Below are 22,622 nucleotides of genomic sequence, written 5' to 3' on the forward strand. Positions count from 1 at the left end.
ACCTATTACGCCATTACCGATGCGCGTAAACATCGTTATCAGTATATACGCCAGCTTGGGGTAAAAGAATCCACCCGATAGCGCTACAGCATCGAACGACAGTTCCTTTTTTTATCTTCTTCCATGGAAGACAAGAGTTATTTCTTGTTTTTTTGTCGTCTTCCATGGAAGAAAGGAGGTGATCGTTAAAAAATCCTTCGTCGTCCATGGACGACGAGCATTCTTTTTACGTTTTTTTATTTCTTCCATGGAAGAAAATGTTTTCTGTTAAAATATCCTTCGTCGTCCATGGACGACGAACATTCTTTTTACATTTTTTAGCTTCGCCCTTGGACGACGAGCATTCTTTTTTTGTTTTACTATCTTCCACCATGGGCGACGAGTGTTCTGGCCGGAGTCAGCGCATACGTGTGAGGTTTCTTCCGGCGTCGATGCGCAGGAAGATGAACAGTAGGAGGGTGAAGCCCCATAGTGATGAGCCGCCGTAGCTGAAAAAGGGGAGCGGGATTCCTATCACGGGTGTGAGGCCGAGTACCATGCCCACGTTGATGAAGACGTGGAACAGGAAGATGCTCAATACGCCGTAGCCGTAGATGCGCCCGAAAGACATGGGCTGCCGTTCGGCAAGACGTATGAGGCGGAGAATGAGGAGGAGGAATAGGACGAGGACGGTGGCCGAGCCAAGGAACCCTTCTTCCTCGCCGACGGTACAGAAGATGAAATCGGTGTCTTGCTCGGGCACGAACTTGAGTTTGGTTTGTGTGCCGTTGAGGAAGCCCTTGCCGCGGAGTCCGCCTGAGCCTATGGCTATTTCGCTTTGATGTACGTTGTAACCGGCGCCGTTGAGGTCGTCTTCGAGGCCAAGGAGCACGTTGATGCGGACGCGCTGATGGGGCTCGAGCACTTTGTTGAGCACGTAGTCGGCGGAGTGAAAGAAGGCTATGGAGCCGATGGTGAAGAGGCTGATGAGGGCGTAGGTGGTGATGCGGGTGCGTAGCCATCGTAGGAGGAGGATGACGATGACGGCGATGCTGACAGCGAACTGCAGGGGTACGGTGTCGAAGGGTATGACGTAGGCGGAGAAGAGCCATGCGGCAAGAGTGAGGCCGGCTGTTGCTCCGAGAAGATGCCACATGAGGCGGCGGTCGCGGCAGTATATGCCTACCATGGCGGCGGTGAACACCTGTATGAGGAGCATGACGACGGACACGCCGACCGAGGTGGGCGTGTGAAGGAGCAGGGTATCTTCGTATTTGATGCCGACGACGAAGTAGACGACCATTGCGATGCCGGTGAAGAGGATACTGCCGGGCATTCCTTCTCGGTAGAACATGAGGAAGAAGGCGATGTAGACGAGGGCTGAACCGGTTTCACGTTGTGCGACAATGAAGAGCATGGGGAGGAGGATGATGGCGCAAGCCATGGCGAAGTGCTTCCAGCGTCGGATGTCGAAGCCATATGACCCCATGAGTTTGGCGGCCGCGAGTGCTGTGGCGAATTTGGCGAACTCGGCGGGCTGGAGGCGCAGGGGCCCGAATACGAGCCACGAACGTGAACCTTTTATCTGGTGAGGGTTGAAGATGGTGAGGAATAGCAATAACAGTAGGAGGGCATAGATGACGTAGGCAAAGGTGTCGTAGAATCTGTCGTCGAGCAGGAGAATGACGAGGCCGAGGAAGAGCGAGGTCGCTATCCAGACGATTTGCATGCCTGAACGGGTGGAGAGACTGAGAATGTCGGTGTCGCCGTAGGTGTAGCCTGCACCGCATACACTTACCCACCCGAAAGCGAGTAGGGCGACGTAGATGGCAACTGTCCACCAGTCGAGCGATCTGAATATGTTGTGTTGTTTACCTGTCATGGGTGCCATAAGCAATCCTTTTATGTTGTAGTGTTTCGGCCATATGCTCGGCAGATGGTGAGAGTCGGCCCGTCATGTATTGCTCGAAGAGTACACCTGCAATGGGTACGGCGAAGTCGGCGCCGAAGCCTCCGTTCTCCACGTAAACGGCGATAGCTACCTTGGGACGGTCCATTGGTGCGAACCCCATGAAGACGGAATGGTCGCGGCCGTGGTTCTGCGCGGTGCCGGTCTTTCCGCAGATGGCGTATGGGAGTCGACCGAGGTCGCGGCAGGTACCTTTGAGCACCGACGAGCGCATGCCGGCGATGACGGTACGGTAGGCACGCTCGGAGGCCATGGTGCGGTGACGTCGGGTGTAGGCAGTATTGAGGGGCAGGCCCTGCACTTTGCGGACGACATGTGGTGTGTAGAAGTAGCCTCGGTTGGCGATGGTGGCGCCGAGATTGGCTATCTGCAGAGGCGTGAGATTAATCTCACCCTGTCCGATGGATATGCTGATGACGGTCAGGCCATTCCATGCATTACGGTAAGCATGGTCGTAGAACGAGGCATTGGGTATAAGTCCGCGCTTCTCACCGGGGAGGTCGATGCCGAGTTTGTAGCCGAGCCCCATGCTGACCATGTAGTCGCGCCAGCGGTTCATAGCGTTCTGTACGGAGCCGTATTTGCGTCGGTTGCCGAGCATATAGTAGAGCCCCCAACAGAAATAGGCATTACATGAGGTGCTGATGGCCTCGACGAGATTGAGGGGCGAGACGTGGCCGTGGCAACCTACGTGTAGTCCGCGGTAGAAGAAGCCGTGATGGCAGGCGAACATGGTGTTGGGCGTGATGATACCCTCGGTGAGATAGGTGAGTGCCTGAGTAGTTTTGAAAGTTGAGCCCGGGGGGTATAGTCCCATGATGGAGCGGTTGAGCAGCGGCTTCCATACGTCCTTAGAGAGCGCCTTGTGGGCTTTGCTGCGTTTGCGGCCAATGAGGTAGCGCGGGTCATAGGTGGGCGAAGATGCCATGGCGAGCACTTCACCCGTAGCCGGCTCAATGGCGACAATGCTTCCTATTTTACCTTGTAGCATTCGTTCGGCGAGGGCCTGCAGTTTCAAGTCGAGGCTCAGGGTGAGATCTTTGCCAGCTACGGGGCGATGATCAAGTTCCCCATTACGGTAGCTACCTTGTATCCTGCCATGGGCATCACGCAACATGATGCGTATACCTTTTTCACCACGTAGTTCTTTCTCGTAGTACTTCTCAACACCGAGTTTCCCGATATAGTCTCCGGGCTGATAGTAGTCGTCGTCTTCGATGTTGGCGGGTGATACTTCGCCGATGTCGCCCAAGACGTGAGCTGCATAGGGGTAGGTGTATTGTCGAATACTACGTTTCTGTACGTAGAAGCCGGGGAAGCGGAACATCTTCTCGCGGAATATGCTGAACTCTTGGTCAGACAGTAGGCTCAAGAAGAGTTGTTCGGTGAAGCGGCTGTATCCGGGGTTCTTGCTGCGGTCTTTAATATCGTCCATTCGCTTGATGAAGTAGCTCTTAGTTATGCCGAGCGCATTGCATAGTTCGAGGGTATCTATGTGGTTCTTGGCTTCGTTCATCACGACCATGATGTCGTAGGCAGGCTGGTTGTAGACCATGAGCTTGCCGTTACGGTCGTAGATGGAGCCGCGCGAGGGGTAGTCAATCTTCTTGAGAAAGGCGTTACTATCGGCGTTCTTCTTGAAGTCGTCGCTGAGTAGCTGTATCGTGAACAGGCGGACGATGTAGACAAGCACGATGGCCACTGCCACGCCGCCTATCACAAAACGTCTGTTTTCGAGATTATAGTCTTTCACCTGTCAAGTAATACTTTTGTTATGGGACGAATAAATAGGACTGATTTCATTTTGAACGGAAATTCTCCAGCGTGATGGCAAGAACCACGGTGATGGTTGTACTGCCGGCAATGCACTCAAGCCATTGCAGCCAGTTGAAGAAGTTGAACGTCTCAAGCGTGAAGAAAAGCGTGCAATAGATGAGTACCATCAGAAAGGTGTAGCAGATGAAACGGGTTGCTCCCAATGAACGGATCGAAGGGCAAAGGTCATCTACACTGTCGCGTTGCAGGAAGAGGACGAGCATATAAGGCTGGATAAGTCCCATGAAAGTAGTCGAAGCCATGGAGACGCCCGGCGTGTTGGAAAAAATGTCTATGAAGAAGCCTATGATGAAGCCGGACAGCAGTGCCAGCCAGCGTGGAATATTGCGTGGAAATAGCAATACGACATAAATATAGAGTAAGGGAGTGGCACAGTTGAACAGATGGATATGGTTGAAGACCAAGACCTGCACTAACAATAGAGCCACAAAGATGGCGACTCCTCTTAGTAACTGTGTATTCATTTTCTTATTTCCTCCCTTGATTTTAGTTTGCTTTGCCACTCTCCCTCGTGCGGATCGAGTCTTCTGCAGCCCGCATGATGTCTGCTTGTTCTGACAGTGCCGTGTTATCAATCACACAGACGTCACGTAGCTTGCCGAAGTCTGTCGCCAGTTCGACTTTCAGGCGATAGGACATCTGGTCTGTAGAATTGTAAACGTGCAATATTTTGCCAACCATCACGCCCGCTGGAAATACGGAGGAATAGCCGCTTGTGACAACGTTCTCATAGAGTTTGAAGTGGGCATGGCGCGGCACATCGTCAACATAGGCCTCGGATATGTTTCCGCCTGTCCAATGCAGGTATCCGAAATAACCGCGTCCTTGGATAATGCAGCTGATATTCGATTGCGAATTGAGCACGGGAATGACAATGGCATAATGGGCTGAAGTAAGATAGACGATGCCAACGACGCCCGTTCCGCAGACTACGCCCATGTCTTTCTTCACTCCATCGGCCTCCCCCTTGTTGATGGTCAGTAAATTGTCCCGTCTGTTCCAAGACATGCCTACCACCTTGGCCGGAATGAGCCGGTAAGGGTGAAGACTTTGTAGCAAAAGGCTCTTGTTCATGGCAGTATCGGCAGCGGAATCGCCCAAATCCCTTTCAAGTTTGGCGAGTCGTTGTTCCAAATACAGGTTACGTTGAGTGAGCTGCTCGTTTATCTTCGACAATTGGAAATAGGATTCTATTTTCGAACTTGTGTCATATATCTTCCCGGCCACGATATTGGCTGATGAAAACCATACACTTCCTTGATAACTGTTGAACCGGAACAGGAGTACAAAGCTGATAGCCTCCAATAGAACAAACAGCAACCAATAACTGTATTTGGCCAGAAAGTCTAAGAGATTACGCATACCTGAATTGATCATGAAATATTAGGTGTTGGCAAATTAACTGATAATCGTCAACACCTAACATCAGATTTATCGCATCAAGAAAGAAAAGCGGTCTACGTTCTTAAGTGCAATACCTGCACCTTTTGCCACGCTGTGCAACGGGTCTTCGGCGATATGGAACTGAATGTTTATCTTTTCGGTCAGGCGTTTATCCAAACCACGCAGCAAAGCTCCGCCGCCACTGAGATATATTCCGTTCTTTACGATGTCGGCATAGAGCTCGGGTGGCGTGTTCTCCAGTGCGAAAAGAACGGCATTCTCAATTTTGGCAACCGTTTTGTCGAGGCAATGTGCTATTTCCTGATAGCATACCGGGACTTCCATGGGCAATGCCGTGATGCGGTTAGGTCCGTGGACAGTGAAGTCTTCAGGACCCTCTTCGCCCAACTCGGTCAGTGCTGACCCCACGTGTATCTTGATTCGCTCAGCCATACGTTCGCTGACTTTAACATTATGCTGGCGGCTCATGTATTCTTGAATGTCGGCCGTCAAATCGTCTCCGGCTGTACGTATGGAGTTGTTACTGACGATACCACCCAATGAAATCACGGCAATCTCCGTGCTGCCACCGCCGATATCGACGATCATGTTCCCCTCAGGTGCCTCGACATCGATGCCGATACCAATCGCGGCAGCCATCGGCTCGAAGATTAAGTAGACATCGCGGCCGTCGGCATGCTCCGCACTGTCGCGGACGGCACGCAGTTCAACCTCGGTCGAGCCTGATGGCACACCGATGACCATGCGCAACGATGGCGACCAGAGTCTGCTTCCCGAATGAACCATTTTGATTAGGCCACGCATCATTTGCTCGCAGGCCGTGAAGTCGGCAATGACACCATCGCGTAGTGGGCGTACGGTGCGAATATTGTCGTGTGTCTTCTCATACATCATCTTTGCCTTGGCACCCACGGCAATCATTTTATCGGTGTTGCGGTCAAGAGCCACGACGGAAGGTTCGTCAACAACGATTTTGTCATCGCTGATGATGATGGTGTTGGCTGTGCCGAGGTCCATTGCTATTTCTTGGACAAAAGAAAAAAATCCCATATGTTATATATTATTTACAAACCAATTGTGAATTGCGGTGTCGTAATGGCTGCTGACTCCGAAAGCACGTTCTGCGAACAGCTTGCGTTCAGTCAAGTCGGTCTGGGCACCCTTCTTCTTGAGTATATCGAGCAATATGCCGTATTCGGCCTTGCTCGGAATGATGACAACATCCTTGAAGTTCTTCGCGCCGGCACGTATCAGAGAGATACCGCCAATGTCAATCTTCTCGATGATATCTGTCTCCGACGCGCCACTTGCCACAGTCTGCTCGAAAGGATAGAGGTCGACAACGACAAGGTCTATAGACGGAATCTCATATTGCGCCATCTGTGCTAAGTCATTTTCATTTTCACGCCGTGCCAAAATACCTCCGAAGACTTTCGGATGCAGCGTTTTTACGCGGCCACCCAAGATAGACGGGTAGGTAGTGATGCTCTCGACGGTCTGGCATTCATAGCCCAATGACTCGATAAAGCTTTGTGTTCCGCCCGTAGAAACGAACTTCACACCTTCTTCATGCAGCTTGGCAAGCAACTCCTCCAAGCCATCTTTGTGGAAGACGGAGATGAGGGCGGTCTTGATTTTTTTTATTTCAGCCATGATGATTTTGAAAAATATGAACTATTTGCCCGCAAAGTTACTAAAATATGCTGATAGAAACCGCTAAAAAAAACAAAAAAATATATATTATTTATCAGTGATATGTTGCTCTTCCACTTTCTTTGCAGCTTCCAACAGCTTGATGGCATCGACGTATTGTGCCATGCCTTGTGCCACGTCCTTAGCCGCTTTCATGGCCAATACCACCGTTTGTGGCCTGTGAACTACATCGCCTCCCGCAAAGACACCGCGGCGTGTGGTCATGCCATAAGGCCGTTCTACGACCTTTACGTAGCCTTTCTCGTCTACCTCAATGCCCTCCGTCGTGCTCACAATGCGGTTGGCCGGCCGGCTGCCGATAGCCAGAAAGACACGGTCGAAGCGCTCGACGAGTTCTCCTTCGGGCGTGCTTAGCCGGCATGCTGCCAGCCTTCTGTTCTCTCCGGCAATGAACTCGGTCACCGAAGTGTTCCATTTGAACTTCACACCTTCGTTGACAGCCTGCTCATATTCGGCCTTGATGGCGGGCATTTCCTCTTGGGTGCGGCGATAAAGCACCGTCACATCCGCCCCCAAACGAATGGCCGTGCGGGCAGCATCCATGGCAACGTTTCCTCCACCGACAACACCTACCTTCTCACCGTCGCGCAATGGTACCATATCTCGCCCAATTGCCCCTTCATTATAGCTGTTTACGTTGTGCAAGAAGTAGGTACTCTGACTGACACCCCGCAGCTTTGCACCCGGCGTACTGTCCATGTTCTGTGGAACGGAAGTGCCCGTGCCCATGAAAATGGCATCGTATCCTTGATGAAACAAGCTATCTACGTTTACACTATTCTCTCCGACGAGCACGTTGCACTCGAAATTGACACCCAAAGCCTCTATTTTTTGTATCTCGGCACGCACCACTTTCTTCGGCAGACGGTATTCCGGAATGCCATACATCAGTACGCCTCCCGGCTCATCCTGCCCTTCGAAGATGGTCACATTAAAGCCTTGGCGTGCCAAATCGCCTGCAACCGTAAGCCCGGCAGGGCCGGATCCGATGACTGCAATCTTGCCTCTGTCCTTCTGTGGCAGCTTTTCTCGGGTGAGATTCATCGCGGTATCGAAGTCTGCAATGAACTGTTCAATCTTCCCAATCTGTATAGGTGTGCCTTTCTTATTCATCACACAATGACCTTGACACTGCTTTTCGTGTGGGCAAACTCGCCCACAAATGGCCGGCAGATTACTCTTTTCGTTGATGATACGCATGGCGTCGCCCATATTTCCCATGCTCAGTGCGTGGATAAAATTGGGAATCTCGTTTTCTATCGGACAACCTTTCCGGCATTGCGGAACCTTACATTGCAGGCATTTCTTGGCCTCGGCGATGGCCTCAATCATGGTAAAGCCTTCGTCAACGGCCTGAAATGAATTTGTTTCCTCTGTATTCATCGTCTCTATCTTGTTCGTTACGTATCTGTTTTGCTATCTTGAAGTGGCAAAATTAAGCATTTAATCATAGAACAAGCGTGAATGTAGGGTGTATAAAAGAATATTAACATTAATTAATTACGGCGGAATTCGTTGCCGATAACACTGCCGTCAAGTCGCCGCAGTTCCCATCTTGTTTTTCAAGGTGCATCAAGACGGTCCGCAATTTCAGCCATTTTGCCGTGCAATATGGCTCACTTTAGCGCGTGAAATCAGCCATATTGTGCGCTAAAATGGCTGATATTGAAAAACGATACGGACGCATTGATAATCAACCTGCTGCTATAGTGAAAGCATCAAAAGGAAAAACTTTCGGGAAGTATCACTATACGTGTTCTGAATTCGCAGATTTTATCCAACAAAAAAGAGAGACCGGAGGCCTCTCTTTTCTTATTTCGCACGGTAAAACGACGGTTTTATCCCAAATATTTCATCAAAATCTTGGCATAACCGCTGTCGCGCAGCTTGGCAATGCTCTTTTCTCTGATTTGCCGGACACGCTCGCGAGTGAGGCCTAATTGGTCGCCTATCTCTTCAAGACCCTTCTCGTGGCAACCGATGCCATAGCATTCGCGAATGATAGTTATCTCTCGGTCTTTCAAAACCTTGCGCAAAACGTTTTCCAATTCGAGTGCCATTGACTCGTGGTCCACCTGCTTGTCGGTGCGACTATCGTCTCCGCCGGCCATGATATCGACCATGCTGTTGTCTTCACCTTCTTGGAACGGCGCATCAATACTGACGTGATGACTGTCGGCCATCAGGCTTTGATCAATCTTTTCTTCCTCAATCTGCGTTGCATTTGCCAGCTCTGTCAACGACGGTTTACGCTGATTTTCCTGCTCGAACTTATTGATTTCGCGATTGATTTTATTGAGTGAGCCCACCTGATTGAGCGGAAGACGCACGATACGGCTTTGTTCGGCGATGGCTTGCAGAATGCTTTGGCGTATCCACCACACGGCATAGGAAATGAATTTGAAGCCGCGGGTCTCGTCAAACTTCTCGGCTGCTTTCACAAGACCGATGTTTCCCTCGTCGATAAGGTCGGTCAATGAGAGGCCTTGGTGCTGATATTGCTTGGCAACCGACACCACGAAACGAAGATTGGCGGTGACTAATTTCTCCTTTGCACGCTCGCCGTCACGACCGCCTTTTTTGATTTTCTGTGCCAATTCGATTTCTTCGTCGATCGAAATCAACGGGGCACGTCCAATCTCTACGAGGTATTTATCCAAAGCCTCACTTGAACGGTTCGTAATACTCTTCTGGATCTTTAGCTGTCTCATCTTTTTACCTCTTCTATCCTATTCTTAACTTCTTGAAAATCAACTTCGTGTGTATCCACCTCTATATAAAAGACGTGCAAAGGTACACATTATTATATAACAAAACAAGTTATTTTGCCTTGTTTTAACTATATTTATGATATTAAACATTGTGTTAACAGCGGACGCAGACCTGTGAATGCCACTTTTCAAGCGTGTTGTTTGGCGAATGGAAGCGGCCGAACGATATCGTTATCAGAACTGAAAATAGATGAACGGTTGTATCGTGGAGCTTTTTATCTGAATGACGATGTAGATGACGGCCGTCAGCAGGAGTGCGCAGACCACCACGTTGCAACGGCGAAGCGTGGCGATGATTCGCTCTTGCCATGCATCGGGCAGGAAATGCGTGAGGAATCCGAAGGCCATGAAAGCCAATACATATTTATATCCGCTTGCAATCTGTAACCAAAGTTCGGCGTGGAAATCGCTGAAAATACGTAGAAGCATCGTTTGTCCTGCAGAGAATGAAGTCTGACGGAAGAAAATCCACGTGAAGCAAACAAAGTGAAAGGTCAGCAATATGGCCGCCCATTTGCGGATACCGCGCGGACAATAGCTGCGCGCATGGTGCAAAATCTCTTGGCTGAACAGCTTGTGTGCGGCCAAGGCGACGCCGTGCATGCCACCCCAAACAATGAAATTGAGGCTGGCGCCGTGCCAAAGTCCGCCCAAGAGCATGGTCAGAATAAGATTGATATACTGCCGCAGCTTGCCTTTCCGGTTGCCGCCGAGAGAGATATAGATGTAATCGCGTATCCAAGTGGACAGCGAGATGTGCCAGCGTCGCCAGAAATCGGTGATGCTTGTGGCGCGATAAGGCGCATTGAAGTTGAGCGGGAAGCGGAACCCCAGCAGCAATGCGATGCCAATAGCCATGTCGCTGTAGCCGCTGAAGTCACAATAGATTTGCAATGCATAGCCATAGATGCCGAGAAGATTCTCCATGCCGCTGTAAAGCGTGGGGTTATCGAAGATGCGGTCTACGAAGTTGAGGCTGATATAATCGCTGATGACCGCCTTTTTGAATAGTCCGATGATGATGAAGTACACGCCGCGGGCGAACATGTCGGGCGTAATGACGACCGGTTTGCGGATTTGTGGCGCAAAATCCGAGGCACGCACGATGGGACCTGCTACCAGTTGCGGGAAGAACGACACGTAGAACGCATAGTCAAGGAGGCGGGGTAAGGGCTTCAGGTTGCCGCGATAGACATCGATGGTGTAGCTCAGGCTTTGGAAAGTGAAGAAGCTGATGCCCACGGGGAGGAAGATGTCCCACGGTTGGAAGTTGAAATCGAGCATCCGACTGACCATTCCTGCAAAGAAGTTCGTGTATTTGAAATAGCCCAATAGGCTGAGATCGATCATCAGGCTCAATGCCACCAGCCACTTGCGGCGGCGACGCAAGCACCGTTCCTTTCCCTTTTCGGTCAACGAACGGTCGGCCAATGTTTGGATACGTCGCGCGATGAGGTAATCGCTCACCGTGACGATGGCCAGCAGAAAGAAGTAGAGGCCGCTGCTCTTGTAATAGAAATAATAGGAGAAAAGCGTCACGAAGAGCAACCGGGGCTGCAAATGCCGACGCAGCAGCATGTAGACGAACGAAAAGCCCAGAAAGAGAAACAAGAAGAGACCGCTCGAAAAGAGGAGCGGTTCTTGTGGGTTATATGAGAGAAGACTGATGAGTCGCTGTATCATTGTTGTTCCAAAGCCTTGCGGCGTTTATAGTTATCCAGTCCGGCAATAAAAGAAGGGAACACCTTTCCTGCTACCACTTTGCCACCGCCGAAGCTCAAATGCGTGTAGTCCTTATTGGCTCGGTGGCTGTCTACGAGCCTTTTCATGCTGCTTTCACCGCCCATGGCCTGATAAAGATTAAAGAAACCCACCCCGCAGTCGGCTGCCAATTGCGCTTGCAAAGCCACAAGTTCCTTCACTTCCTTCAGGGTCGTGATGCCCTCGGCCGAGCGTTGGTCGCGATCGGGTACGCTTACGACGAGAATACCTGCTGAGGGATAGGCCGCACGGAGGTTCTCTATAGACCGCTTCATGCGCTTTATATAAACCTTGAGCAGTGGAAGCGTGTTTCCTTTTACGGCTTCATTGAGCCCGTAATGAACGACAATCAGGTCGTAAGGACGCAGCCGTGCGAAGTCTGAAAGGGTAGAAGAGGGAATACGTCCCAACTGTGCACCCGACGAGCCGCGCATGGAAAAGTTGTCGAGAATGACGCCGTTGTCCGACTCGAGGGCCATGCCGAAGAGTGTGGTGCGGGGCGTTACACGCGTGAACCGATAGCTCACGGCATTCATGTTGCCCTTGGTTTCGATCATCTGCACTTCGTCCGAGGCGCGGGTGCGACACATATAGGGCTGCCCATCGCTTATCGCGATCCTTATATTGACGGACTGCGGACTGCGAAAGAAGAGCTTCGCGCTCTGCCAGTCGGCCACATGAGGCTGCCGTTTCGAGCCGCGCGTCGTGACCGATGCCCCTTCCCGCGGCACATAATAACGTTGGGCGATGCCTTGACGCAGCTTGTCGAAAGGCTTTTTCACCACGGCAAACTCCGCAATCCCGCTGTAGTGCTGGTTGACAGTGCGGCGGAAGGCCACCAACGGCGTGCCGCAATCGACCCAACCCACGCCCGAACCGCCGAAACGGCTTTGGAACAGCGCGCGGAGATAGTCTGTCAAGATGTCGCCCTCAATGAACGAGTCGCCGAAATAGGCGATACGCACCGGGCGACCGAGCGTCGTGACGCGACTCAACTGCGCATAGAACGCGTCCATGCCACCCGCCTTACCGCCCGAAAAGTCGGCAATGGGCTCCACGCCTTTCGGCCATCGCTCCTTGAAATTCACCTTTCGGCCATGGCGTACGACGGCTACGACGGGCGTGGGTGCCTTGGGTGTGGGCACCACCTCGGTCTCGTTCGCCTCGATTTCGGGCTGTATCTGACTGAGCATGTTGACGTGTCGCAGTTCCGTTCCACTGATGTCGAGCGTGGGTAATCCATGCATCGACAGCAAAAAGGTCACTGTCAATCCTGCCAAAGTAAAAGTCCTCACAGACTGGTCCATTGCTGTTCTCTCTTTTTCTCTTTACCTTAATGGGCCGGCAAAGTTAAGCATAAAATCTGATATACGCGTTCCTTTCGGCAATTTTATTTGTCATCGGGTGCCACAACGAATGATATTGCAAATCGATTTGGCAGTTCTTACGTTTTTTTGCTATCTTTGCATCATCAAATAAATCATAACGACCTTTATTCAATGGCATGAAGCGTCTTCTACTACTGTTTCTTTCGTCGCTGTTTGGCTTGTGCTCATGGGCGCAACCAACCTACGTCACGCGGTGCAACACCTCATATCTGAACATGACTAACGGGCTTCCGAGCAATTTCATTGATGATATCTATGCCGACAGTTACGGGTTTATCTGGATAGCCACGCACGGTGGAGGGCTCGTCCGCTATGACGGTTACGCCTATCGTTACTTCAATGAGGGCCCGGGAGGTATGGTATTGCGCAGCAACACTTGTCATAATATGGTGGAAGACAGGTTTCATCGGTTGTGGATCAGTTTTGAAGAACATACTAAAGTACTCGATCTGAAGACCATGCTTCCGGTGGTTCCCACGAGCAGAAATGATATTTTGCGACGTATTCTCGGCAAACTTTCCGTGAAAGTCTACCGCGACAGCAAGGATGCTTTGTGGTTGGTGACCCGTTCAACCATCTATCATGTAACTTTTGATGACGTGGGCAATGTTTTCAGGATATTACGAATGGGTTATCAAGTCAACACACCCGACATCGCCATGGAGGATATCGACCGAGATGGTTCGGTATGGATGGCTATTGATGGTGGGCTGTATAAGCTCGCTATTGTGCATGGAAAGCTCGTCAAGCGTACGATATCTCCCACCTTATCTTATATGAGCGACACCTTCTTTACCTGCTTGAAAATGTTCCAAAAAGATGTATGGATCGGAACTTCAAAGGGACTCTTACGCTATAATCCGACTGCAAAGACATTGAAAGTGTACGAAAAAAATAGGAGCGGAAGTTCGCTTTCGCATGACTATGTGTCGTCGCTTGCCGTGTCTGAAGGCCGGTTGCTCGTGGGAACCTTAGGTGGAGTAGACTTCTATCAGCCTGAAACTGATGATTTTCTGCATTGGGATACGGGCAGTAAGACCAATCCTCTGTGCAGCAACTTTGTAAATTGTCTCTTTGTTTTCCATGGTTTTACGTGGGTAGGAACGGATTCAGGGGGCATCACCAAACTGAATCCGCGTCCGCTGCAAATAGAGAATTTCTATCATACCGATAATATTACAAGTCTTTCGACCAATGCCGTGAATGCAATGTATGCCGAACCGAACGGTACTTTGTGGGTGGGAACGATAGAAGGAGGCCTGAACCGCAAGGCAAGGGGGAGCAATTCGTTCACGCATTTCACGGCAGACAACTCGGCATTGACGCAGGATGCCGTATCGGCCTTAGTCCCAGACGGAAACGAAAGGCTGTGGATAGGAACGTGGGGTGGTGGACTCAATATGATAGACCTGCGCAGGCATACCGGCATCGTACCCCTATCTTTGCCCCAACATTATGCTTGGCTAACCCAGTTTGTGGGTGCCTTGTGCTATGATGCACACAATAGGCTGATGTGGATTGGCAGCAATGACGGCATCAGTGCTTATGACTTGCAGCGCAAGGAACTGTTTTCCCCTTTCAAGGGTTGCGAGAATATCCGTGGAGCCATCGGAAGCGTCATCGACAGGAATGGCTGTCTTTGGATGGGTTGTGGGTCAGGTGTTGTGAAGATCGACCTGAAATCCAACCGTAAAAATCCACGCCTTTTTTCCTATATCCACTTCTCTACGAAACTTGATGACCCCAAAAGCGGCATCATCGACAAGATTTGTGCTCTCTGTTTAGGGCATGACGGTACGCTGTGGTTGGGCAGTAACGGCTACGGTCTCTATAAAAGAATGGTGGATAGAGGTGGGAAAACCGTCTTTAAGGCCTATACCCAACGCGACGGTTTAGCCAATAATGTCGTGAAAGGCATCGCAGAAGATGCTCGTGGAATACTATGGATTACAACCGATAACGGTCTCTCTCGGTTTAATCCTCACACGGAAGCTTTCACCAATTACACTGTCGGTGACGGACTACTTTCATCACAATTCTATTGGAATTCGGCCTTTGCATCCGGTGGAACCTTGTATTTCGGCAGCGACAAGGGTGTAACGGTGCTACATGGTGACAATTCGGCCTCGCTTTATCATGGTCGGCTGCGCTTCACACGACTGCTGGTGAACAACGAAGAGCCAGCGGTTGGCTCTTCTGTTTTAGATAAAGACATCTCACAAGCTACGCAGATAAACGTCAGCGAGGGTGATAAATCTATCGTGTTTGAGTTTTCTTCGCTTAGTTATGGCAACGAACAGCAGAGTGTTTACAGCTGTCGAATGAAAGGATTTGAAGACGATTGGATCCAGTTAAAGCCCGGAGAGCATGGCATGCGCTATACCAATCTTCCACCAGGCGACTATGAATTCCAAGTGAAGTTCGTCTCAGCATCGGGCCAAAGCAATGATATGATGGCTTCAGTGGCTGTCAGCGTGTCGCCCTATTTCTGGAAGACGTGGTGGTTTGAACTGTTGTTGTTCATTGTTGTGGGCCTTTTGGCACGTTTTGTTTATCAGCGCAGGGTGAAAGAATTGCGTCGAAGAGAGGCTGAACGCTTGATGCAACCGATTGAAGAAGCCTTGCGTGAGAGCGAAGAACCATCGGAATTGCAACACCGTATAGAAGAAATTCTGCACGTACAACAGAAAATGAAGCGGAGCAAACAGCGTAGTTTCTTAACCGACCAAACCGAAATGGACCGTAATGAGAAGCCTTTCATGGACCAAGTGATGGCCGTTGTGGAACAGCATTACATGGATTCGGATTTCGGAGTGGCCGAGTTGGCCGACGCGCTGGGCCTCAATCGCAGCATATTGAGCCGTAGGTTGGGGATGGAAACGGGTCTTCCAACGAGTCAGTTCCTACGCAATTACCGCCTTGATGTGGCCAAAGATATTCTCATGAAGAACCCCCACGACCGGAATATCACCGAAATTGCTTATAAAGTGGGTTTCAATGACCCCAAATACTTTACACGATGTTTCAAGAAGAAGTTCGGGGTTTCTCCGTCGAGAAGTCTTATTCCTGAACCAAAACCGAAAAGTAATTCCCGTCATCTTTGAAAGATTCACTCATGGGTTCCCCATTTCCAACATCTTGACACAAAAAAATACCGCAATCTCACGACTGCGGCAGTGATGATCAAGTACGTATATTAACAAACAATTATTGTTGGTCCGTCTCTCACGAGTTGAAGCCAACTTGTTTGTAAATATGAAACAAAATCTATAGTCACATCTCCAAAGAGAAAATGCCTTTAGATGTTTGACGCTACGAATATACATATTATTTTCCAAACCGCCAAATCATCGAGATAATTCTTTGCTCTTGATGATGGATATGCACATCTTAGCGTTTTATTTTTTCCTCTAATGTCAGATAAACAAGATAGAACGAGTCGCCATGAAGGCAAACATGGTTTCCTTGGGCCTCGTTGAGTGTGCCCTGCCATAGGCTATCAAACGCGCGAGTATTCCATACCAAGCCTTCGCTTTCGAGTCGCTTGCAACCGAAATTGAAGATGCTTACCTGCTGACGGGCAAAGGTTTCGAAGCGGCTTTCCATGCATGTGGGAATGAAATAACCATAATCCGTGAGCATCACGGGGTGTAAATCGAACTCCTGATAATAGCGCATCAAGAGCGAGATGTTGGCCATCGTGTGATCTTCACGCTTGCCCGTTGCCGCCAGATAAGCTACGGTAGCACCTTTCATGCGTGGCAGACTGGCTACGTAGCGTGTAGCTTTGGTCAAGTCGTTGTCGTTTTGTTCGTCTACTTGAATGAAATGCAACCTTTCTTTCAGTGCAGGGGTGATGCTGTCTCCATCGCCCACCACTGTGATTTTCCGGGGCTCTATACCTCGGGCGATAAGCATTTCGGCCCCACCGTCGCAGGCTATGATATGCTGGGCATGATGAATGACATCCAAAGCCACTGCTCCTTCGGGGAAGGCTCCATTGGCCACGATGACGGTGTCAAAGTGAGTGCCCTGGCGAATGAGTGGATAGCAGTTCATCTGTGGTTCATCATTTGTGTCCATTTCCTGTATCCTGCCACGGCAATCACTACATATAGCCCATATAGCCCGGCTTTGAAAGGAATTCCTTTAATGATATAAAGGTAGCAACTGATGAGGTCTACGACAATCCAGAAGCCCCATTGCTCCACATATTTGCGTGCCAAGGCCCACAATCCGACAAAGCTCAGCGCATTGGTGAAAGCATCAAGCAGTGGAACGGTGGAGTTGGTGTATGTCCGGAGCACCCAATAAGTGATGCCCCATGCGGTAAAGAAGAACAGCATGGCAGGCAGATAGAGTTGCTTGCGCATGTGGGTGATGGGCAAATCTTCGCCTTCTTGCTGTCCGTGTTTCTTGCCAAAGCGCCACACCATGTAGCCATATAGTGCGGCACCTGTGTAATATACGGCCATAGCGGCATCACCATAAAGCCCGTGACTGTAGTAAAGCCATATGTCGAGTAGGGGCATCAGGATACCGACAAGCCACAGCAAGATGCTCGCCCGATATTCCAATACAATGTAAATCAGGCCTAACAGCGTGGTCAGTATGTCGAGCCAATGGAGTGATAGGAATGCTGTCATATCAGAATGTGAGGCTTAAATGTGCCAAAAAGTTGATAGGTGCTTGCGGAGAATAAACGGTCTCATTCGATGTTTCGCGGCCGTTGTCGTCGTAAGTTGCACTGGCATAGCCGTTAGAAAAATACTTCTTGGAGAATAAATTGTAGATGGTTGCTCCCATAGATACCTGTTTTATCGATTTAAGTTTGAACGAATAGCTGAGGTCGAGATTGGAAACAAAGTAGCCATCGAGCATCAAATTGCGATTATTATCGTTCGTCATGTATTGCTCACCGATGTATTGACTCTGCAAAGCTGCCGCAAAGCCATGGTAATCGAAAGTGAAAGTATTGTTGAATATCACGTCGGGTGAGAAGCTGAGATGCGTGGTTCCGAAGTTCAAAGGCTTCTTGTTGTCGCTTTGTACGGTCCAATCTTTCGCGCGATTACGGCTGAATGTGGCATTAGCATCCCAACGGAACCAGTCAAGCGGCTTCCATGCGCCCTGCAATTCAATGCCTTGACGGTAGGAACTTCCCACGTTTTGATGGAGCATCTCACCGTTGGCGTTGATTTCTCCGGTCAAAACAAACTGGTCTTTATAGGTCATGTGGTAGAAATTTACGCCTCCGCTGAATGTTGCACCTTGATATTTATAGCCCAATTCCCAGTCGTTCATGCGTTCAGCCTTGGGTTTCGGGTTGGGATTTCCTTCGAAATCATTGCGCACGGGCTCGCGGTGAGAGATGGCCCATGAGCCATAGAGTGCGTGATTAGGGTTGATTTGCCAGAATAATCCGGCCTTCGGGTTGAAGAAGTTGTAGTGTTCATCATAGCGCCAGCCTTCCGTTTGAGCTGTAGAATACTTGTCGTCGGGATTCTGAATGCGGTAGTTGATGTGGCGATATTGTAGGTCTACGTAGGCATTGAGGCCCTTGCCGACTTCATAGTTCAGCTTCCCATAGACGCTGTTTTCGTCTTTCTCGGCCTTGTTTCGATAGTATTCGGTATCGGGATAGTTGGTAACCGTGGGGTTGATGACGCTCACGAGCGTGCCGAAGTGGCGCCCGTTGTAATGGTTCATGGCTCCTCCGAGCGATGCTTCCCAGCGTCCTTGCTTATAATTCAGGGCATACACGCCACCGAAGAAGTCGTTCCGTAGGTACTTCCGACGAATAAGGTCCGCCGTGAGTGTACTGCCCTTGAACCCATAAGCGGCCAATGCCTGATGGGATTTGTACTGTTCATAATAGCCGAAGCCGGCGGTATAGTGTAGTCCGACGTTGAAATTGAAGCCTTTGCCAAGCAGTTGTGTCCAGATAAGCTGGTAGTTTTGCTGATGATAATTGTCGGTTTGGTTGTCATAGAAGCGCGTCTTGCCGTCGGCATCGGTATATTTTCCGCACGGATTATAGCGTCGCCCGTACTTCTCCATCTGCTTTTTCGAGGCATAATCCCACGCCATGTAGGTCTTTTCCGTACCGTTGAAAGTGAGCAACTTCACAAGCGTGTTCTCCCCGGTGTAGGCGCCTTGCAGGAAATAAGAATTCAGTTGGCTCGTTGCTCGCTCGATATAGCCGTTGCTTCCGATATTTGAAAGACGGCCGTCGAAGCTCCAATGGTCGGCCAAGAGACCCGAACCAAAGCGCAGACTCTCCTTGTGGGTGCCGTAACTGCCTGCCGAAGTATTGAGATTAAGGTAGGGTAGGAGCGAAGGAGCATCGGTCTGCATGTTGATGGTGGCTCCGAATGCTGCACTACCATTGGTAGATGTGCCCACACCGCGCTGTATCTGAACGTCCTTTACGCTCGACATGAAGTCGCCCATATTGACAAAGAACACCAGAGAACTCTCGGCATCGTTCACCGGAATGCCGTTGGCTGTGATGTTGATGCGGCTTGGGTCGGTGCCACGCACTTTTATCGACGTATATCCGATGCCGTTTCCTGCGTCGCTGGTCATCGTGACACTCGGTGTCAACGAAAGCAGGAAGGGAATGTCGCGCCCATGATTGAGCTTTCTGATTTGTTCTTTGTCGAGGGTCGAAAAGGCCATCGGTGTCTTTTGATTGGCACGGGTGGAGACTACTTGCACGTCCTGCAATTCATACGTTTTCATCGTGTCAATCCTTTCTCCCGTTGCATACGCCCGGCTTGCAACAAGCACAAGGGCAGTCAGCATGATTTGTGTTTTGTTCATTTCGAAGTGTTGTTAGTGATAAATCTTTTGTATGCTCTTCGCAGAACACGGGGCAACGCATCGCATCATACACCATTGCATCTTAAAAATGAACTCGTGGAAATTGTCAATCCCTTCGTCGGCATTACCCGTTTCAGGTTCCATGGGTCTGTTCTCAGCATCCGCAAACGCGGTAGCACCCCGTATCTTGCGTTCCAATCTTCTTGATCGGAAACGCTGGCAAAGTTAATCATTTGTTTTCAATCGTGCAAGCGTTCTGTTGTTTTTATTTACAGCGATGATGTTATAAAACTTCGTAAAAGGTTTGGAGGTTAAGAAAAATAGTCTTACCTTTGCTGCCGTGAAGCAAAACCATTTGACATATCGCATATATATAAAAGGTGTAACGCCGATGCAGAGAAACTTCAACTTCTCTGCATCTTTTAACGCTTTTTATTTGGCTGGTTCAAATAATTTGCTAACACACACACACACACACACACTTAGCGCACCTGGCGTTTAAACGTCTTCACGTACGCGCGCGCGAAGAGCGCGTAATCCCAATAAACAAAGGGCTTCTCGGAGTTCCCTTTGTTCGAATATTCATGTCCCTTTACGAGCAAAAAATGAACGAAATAAGGGAGCAAAATGTAGGGACGCACGGCTCGTGCGTCCGCTCACCACGGTTGTCGAGTTGGCAGTTAGCGGGTCATTGGAGCGGACGCACGAGCCGTGCGTCCCTACATGCACCATGCACGCAACGAGACAAGGAAAACAAAAGAATATCCACCCTATAAATTAGAGATTATGAACAGAAAACAATTCAAAAAGCAAACGTATGTGAGCCCTTCCATCGAGGTCATCAAGACCGAGGCCGACTGCCCGTTGCTGATTGGCTCGAAAATGAATGGTGGGCACACCAAGGCTGGCGATGACGCCGAACTGAACGCCAAGCAAAGCTTCTTCGACGAATTCGAGGAGGAAGACGAAGAGGAAGAAACTCCGCAACCGTGGGGCCTACAGTAACGAAACGTTTCAATGACTAAAAAGAACAGAAGATGAAAACAAACGCATTATCCCTGCTTGCACTTGCAGGTGCATCATTCCTGATGACAGCCTGTGCAAGCGAAGAAGCAAACACCAAGCAAGGGCCGGCGCAAAAGCCCGGCACCGACGGTCTCACGGCCTTTGTCGTAGGCAGTGGCATAACCCGCACCACAGCCGATTACGACGGTTCGGGCCTGAATTTCTATTGGACGGAAGGAGACCACCTGTGGCTGAAGAACAACGGTACACTGGTGCAAGACACGAAGAGCGACATTGACGAACTGCTCACTCCCAACCCCACGATACCGACAGCCGTCAAACGGACGGCAACGGCCAAGTTCTACTACGAGGGCGACTACTACGCCCCCACCTACCATGTGCGCTACACGGGCAAGGAAAATCCCGTGAGCGACAAGGTAACCATCAAGGCGCAGCAGACGCAAACGTTACCTAACGACGCCGCACACATTAGCGAAGACGGCGATTGCGGAACGGCTACGGCTACCAAATCGGGCATAGAGTACACCTTCACCCTTGACCACAAGGCTGCTTACCTCACCTTTATGCCCTATAATGCAAATAATATTTTAGGGGTTATCATCACACAAATAAAGGTTACTGCCGACCAAGCTATTGCCGGTGAGTTCAACTTCAACGATAACGGTATTGACCTCACATCACGCCCCACTGCAAGCGCAGCCAACCAAAGCATTACACTGGCACTCAACACTACCGCTGTCAATACGGGTTTTCCTATCCCAAACGGCGCAGCCGATTATACCAAAAATGGTGCCACCATGGTGTTGGCTCCCGGCACCTACAGCACTCTCACCGTGGAGTACACCCTGCGCGAAAACAACACTGGCGCAATCGGCACCATCACCAAGACTTACAACAACCTTACCCTTACTGCCGGGAAGAATCGCAGTGTAAAAACAGACCTGCAGATAATGGATTACAGCCCGTGGTTCAACAACATTTACATGTGGGATGCCGTGAATTCTTACTGGAATAACATAACCCTTCCTGACGAACTTGAAAACAACCTTAATTACAGTAGCTACGGTATTCCCACTGCATCTGACGGAACCAACCGCTGGCACAACACCACTTACTATGGCTACCAGCAGGTCGTCAATGCTTCCAACTCTTGTAAAGATCTTCCCAACATCAACGAGCTGTTTTATTACGTGAGAAACGGTGACCCTCATTGGGACCGCAACATCCTTTGGACTTACAAGGGGCACCTTTACACTGGAGGCTTATGGTTAAAGAAGCAGGCAATAATCTTCAGCGACCTGCAAGCCGCAGGCTACAGCCAACTGGCCTCCCAAGCAGACATGAAAGAGAAGTACTACATGTCCAGCACAGATGCAGGCAAAGATCTACGTACCATGCCAGGTGGTTATGCGACCTACACTTGCCCCACGGGCACCCCCACCAATACCTCCAATTACTTCTTTCTTCCCGCGTTGGGCCAATTCTACTCGCCGGGTTTCTTCAGCATGGTTGGTTACACTGGTTGCTATTGGTCGTCAAATGGTAGCGCAGGCGCCTACGCTGCTGCCCTTGCGTACCATCTGATCTTCTCCGCGTCCCCCAATGTGGGAATACAACCTACAGAACGTACCCGCGGAAACATCGCGCATCGGTTCGAGTGATTCGGAAATGATACTATCATTGTGTGAAAGCACGTTGCAATCAATATTAACCTCACGGCCATCGGCCAGACTGCCGATGACCGCGAGGCATAAACAAGAAATATTTTAATTCATTTATTTATTAACCCGCTTATGAACGAAAAAGAGGCAAAGACGGAGGGCGTAGAGAGGAACGTGGGCAGGCGATCGTAAGGCTGGCGATGCCAACTCCGAGGATAGGTTTTGTCTACTCCTACTTTAGACGAGATGTAGTCCTACTTTAGATGGCATGTAGTCCTACTTTACATCA

Annotated in this window: 16 protein-coding genes; 3 read left to right on the forward strand and 13 right to left on the reverse strand. The window is 50.0% G+C overall.

Annotated features, from left to right (window positions below; genetic code table 11):
* Positions 1–397: 397 nt before the first annotated feature.
* From rodA to HMPREF9944_RS05135, 10 genes are all read right to left on the reverse strand, one after another.
* Entirely contained in the window at positions 398–1,870 is a 1,473-nt protein-coding gene (gene rodA, locus HMPREF9944_RS05090; protein WP_008564920.1) for a rod shape-determining protein RodA, read from the reverse strand.
* Complete coding sequence (gene mrdA, locus HMPREF9944_RS05095) at positions 1,851–3,701, reverse strand: penicillin-binding protein 2 (protein ID WP_008564921.1); 1,851 nt, start codon at positions 3,699–3,701, stop codon at positions 1,851–1,853. Before mrdA ends, rodA begins: the two co-directional genes overlap by 20 nt.
* Positions 3,702–3,747: 46 nt before the next feature.
* A complete protein-coding gene (gene mreD / locus HMPREF9944_RS05100) occupies positions 3,748–4,248 on the reverse strand; it encodes a rod shape-determining protein MreD (protein ID WP_008564922.1) in 501 nt (166 codons plus the stop codon).
* Between the two features lie 22 nt (positions 4,249–4,270).
* Positions 4,271–5,146, reverse strand: a complete 876-nt coding sequence (mreC, locus tag HMPREF9944_RS05105) for a rod shape-determining protein MreC (protein ID WP_044113435.1) — start codon at positions 5,144–5,146, stop codon at positions 4,271–4,273.
* A gap of 69 nt (positions 5,147–5,215) precedes the next feature.
* Entirely contained in the window at positions 5,216–6,238 is a 1,023-nt protein-coding gene (locus HMPREF9944_RS05110; RefSeq protein WP_008564924.1) for a rod shape-determining protein, read from the reverse strand.
* Between the two features lie 3 nt (positions 6,239–6,241).
* Entirely contained in the window at positions 6,242–6,841 is a 600-nt protein-coding gene (locus HMPREF9944_RS05115; RefSeq protein WP_008564925.1) for a hypothetical protein, read from the reverse strand.
* Between the two features lie 87 nt (positions 6,842–6,928).
* Complete coding sequence (locus HMPREF9944_RS05120) at positions 6,929–8,284, reverse strand: FAD-dependent oxidoreductase (RefSeq protein WP_008564926.1); 1,356 nt, start codon at positions 8,282–8,284, stop codon at positions 6,929–6,931.
* Positions 8,285–8,739: 455 nt separating this feature from the next.
* Positions 8,740–9,612 carry a sigma-70 family RNA polymerase sigma factor gene (locus tag HMPREF9944_RS05125; protein WP_008564927.1) on the reverse strand — a complete coding sequence of 291 codons (873 nt, stop codon included), beginning with the start codon at positions 9,610–9,612 and terminating at the stop codon, positions 8,740–8,742.
* A 234-nt stretch (positions 9,613–9,846) separates the two neighbouring features.
* Positions 9,847–11,355, reverse strand: a complete 1,509-nt coding sequence (locus HMPREF9944_RS05130) for an MBOAT family O-acyltransferase (RefSeq protein ID WP_008564928.1) — start codon at positions 11,353–11,355, stop codon at positions 9,847–9,849.
* Positions 11,352–12,740, reverse strand: a complete 1,389-nt coding sequence (locus HMPREF9944_RS05135; RefSeq protein WP_008564930.1) for a GDSL-type esterase/lipase family protein — start codon at positions 12,738–12,740, stop codon at positions 11,352–11,354. Before HMPREF9944_RS05135 ends, HMPREF9944_RS05130 begins: the two co-directional genes overlap by 4 nt.
* Before the next feature lie 197 nt (positions 12,741–12,937).
* Between HMPREF9944_RS05135 and HMPREF9944_RS05140 the strand changes: the two genes are divergently transcribed.
* Positions 12,938–15,925 (forward strand): ligand-binding sensor domain-containing protein, encoded by a 2,988-nt coding sequence (locus HMPREF9944_RS05140; RefSeq protein ID WP_008564932.1) that lies wholly within the window; start codon positions 12,938–12,940, stop codon positions 15,923–15,925.
* Positions 15,926–16,211: 286 nt separating this feature from the next.
* On the opposite strand, the gene HMPREF9944_RS05145 is transcribed toward HMPREF9944_RS05140, so the two are convergent.
* From HMPREF9944_RS05145 to HMPREF9944_RS05155, 3 genes are read right to left on the reverse strand one after another with little or no spacing between them, the layout of a single operon-like run.
* The gene (locus tag HMPREF9944_RS05145; protein WP_008564934.1) at positions 16,212–16,880 is read right to left on the reverse strand and encodes a thiamine diphosphokinase; all 669 of its coding nucleotides are present in this window, start codon (positions 16,878–16,880) and stop codon (positions 16,212–16,214) included.
* Positions 16,877–17,467, reverse strand: coding sequence for a nicotinamide riboside transporter PnuC (gene pnuC / locus HMPREF9944_RS05150; protein ID WP_008564935.1), 591 nt, complete (start codon positions 17,465–17,467; stop codon positions 16,877–16,879). The genes HMPREF9944_RS05145 and pnuC overlap by 4 nt, the downstream gene beginning before the upstream one ends.
* A 1-nt stretch (position 17,468) precedes the next feature.
* Positions 17,469–19,646 carry a TonB-dependent receptor gene (locus HMPREF9944_RS05155; RefSeq protein WP_008564936.1) on the reverse strand — a complete coding sequence of 726 codons (2,178 nt, stop codon included), beginning with the start codon at positions 19,644–19,646 and terminating at the stop codon, positions 17,469–17,471.
* A gap of 786 nt (positions 19,647–20,432) precedes the next feature.
* Between HMPREF9944_RS05155 and HMPREF9944_RS05165 the strand changes: the two genes are divergently transcribed.
* Both HMPREF9944_RS05165 and HMPREF9944_RS05170 read left to right on the forward strand, forming a co-directional pair.
* Positions 20,433–20,651 carry a hypothetical protein gene (locus tag HMPREF9944_RS05165; protein WP_008564937.1) on the forward strand — a complete coding sequence of 73 codons (219 nt, stop codon included), beginning with the start codon at positions 20,433–20,435 and terminating at the stop codon, positions 20,649–20,651.
* A 32-nt stretch (positions 20,652–20,683) separates the two neighbouring features.
* Positions 20,684–22,333, forward strand: coding sequence for a hypothetical protein (locus HMPREF9944_RS05170; protein WP_008564938.1), 1,650 nt, complete (start codon positions 20,684–20,686; stop codon positions 22,331–22,333).
* Positions 22,334–22,622: the final 289 nt, after the last annotated feature.

The organism is Segatella maculosa OT 289 (genome assembly GCF_000243015.1).
Taxonomy (GTDB): Bacteria; Bacteroidota; Bacteroidia; order Bacteroidales; family Bacteroidaceae; genus Prevotella; species Prevotella maculosa.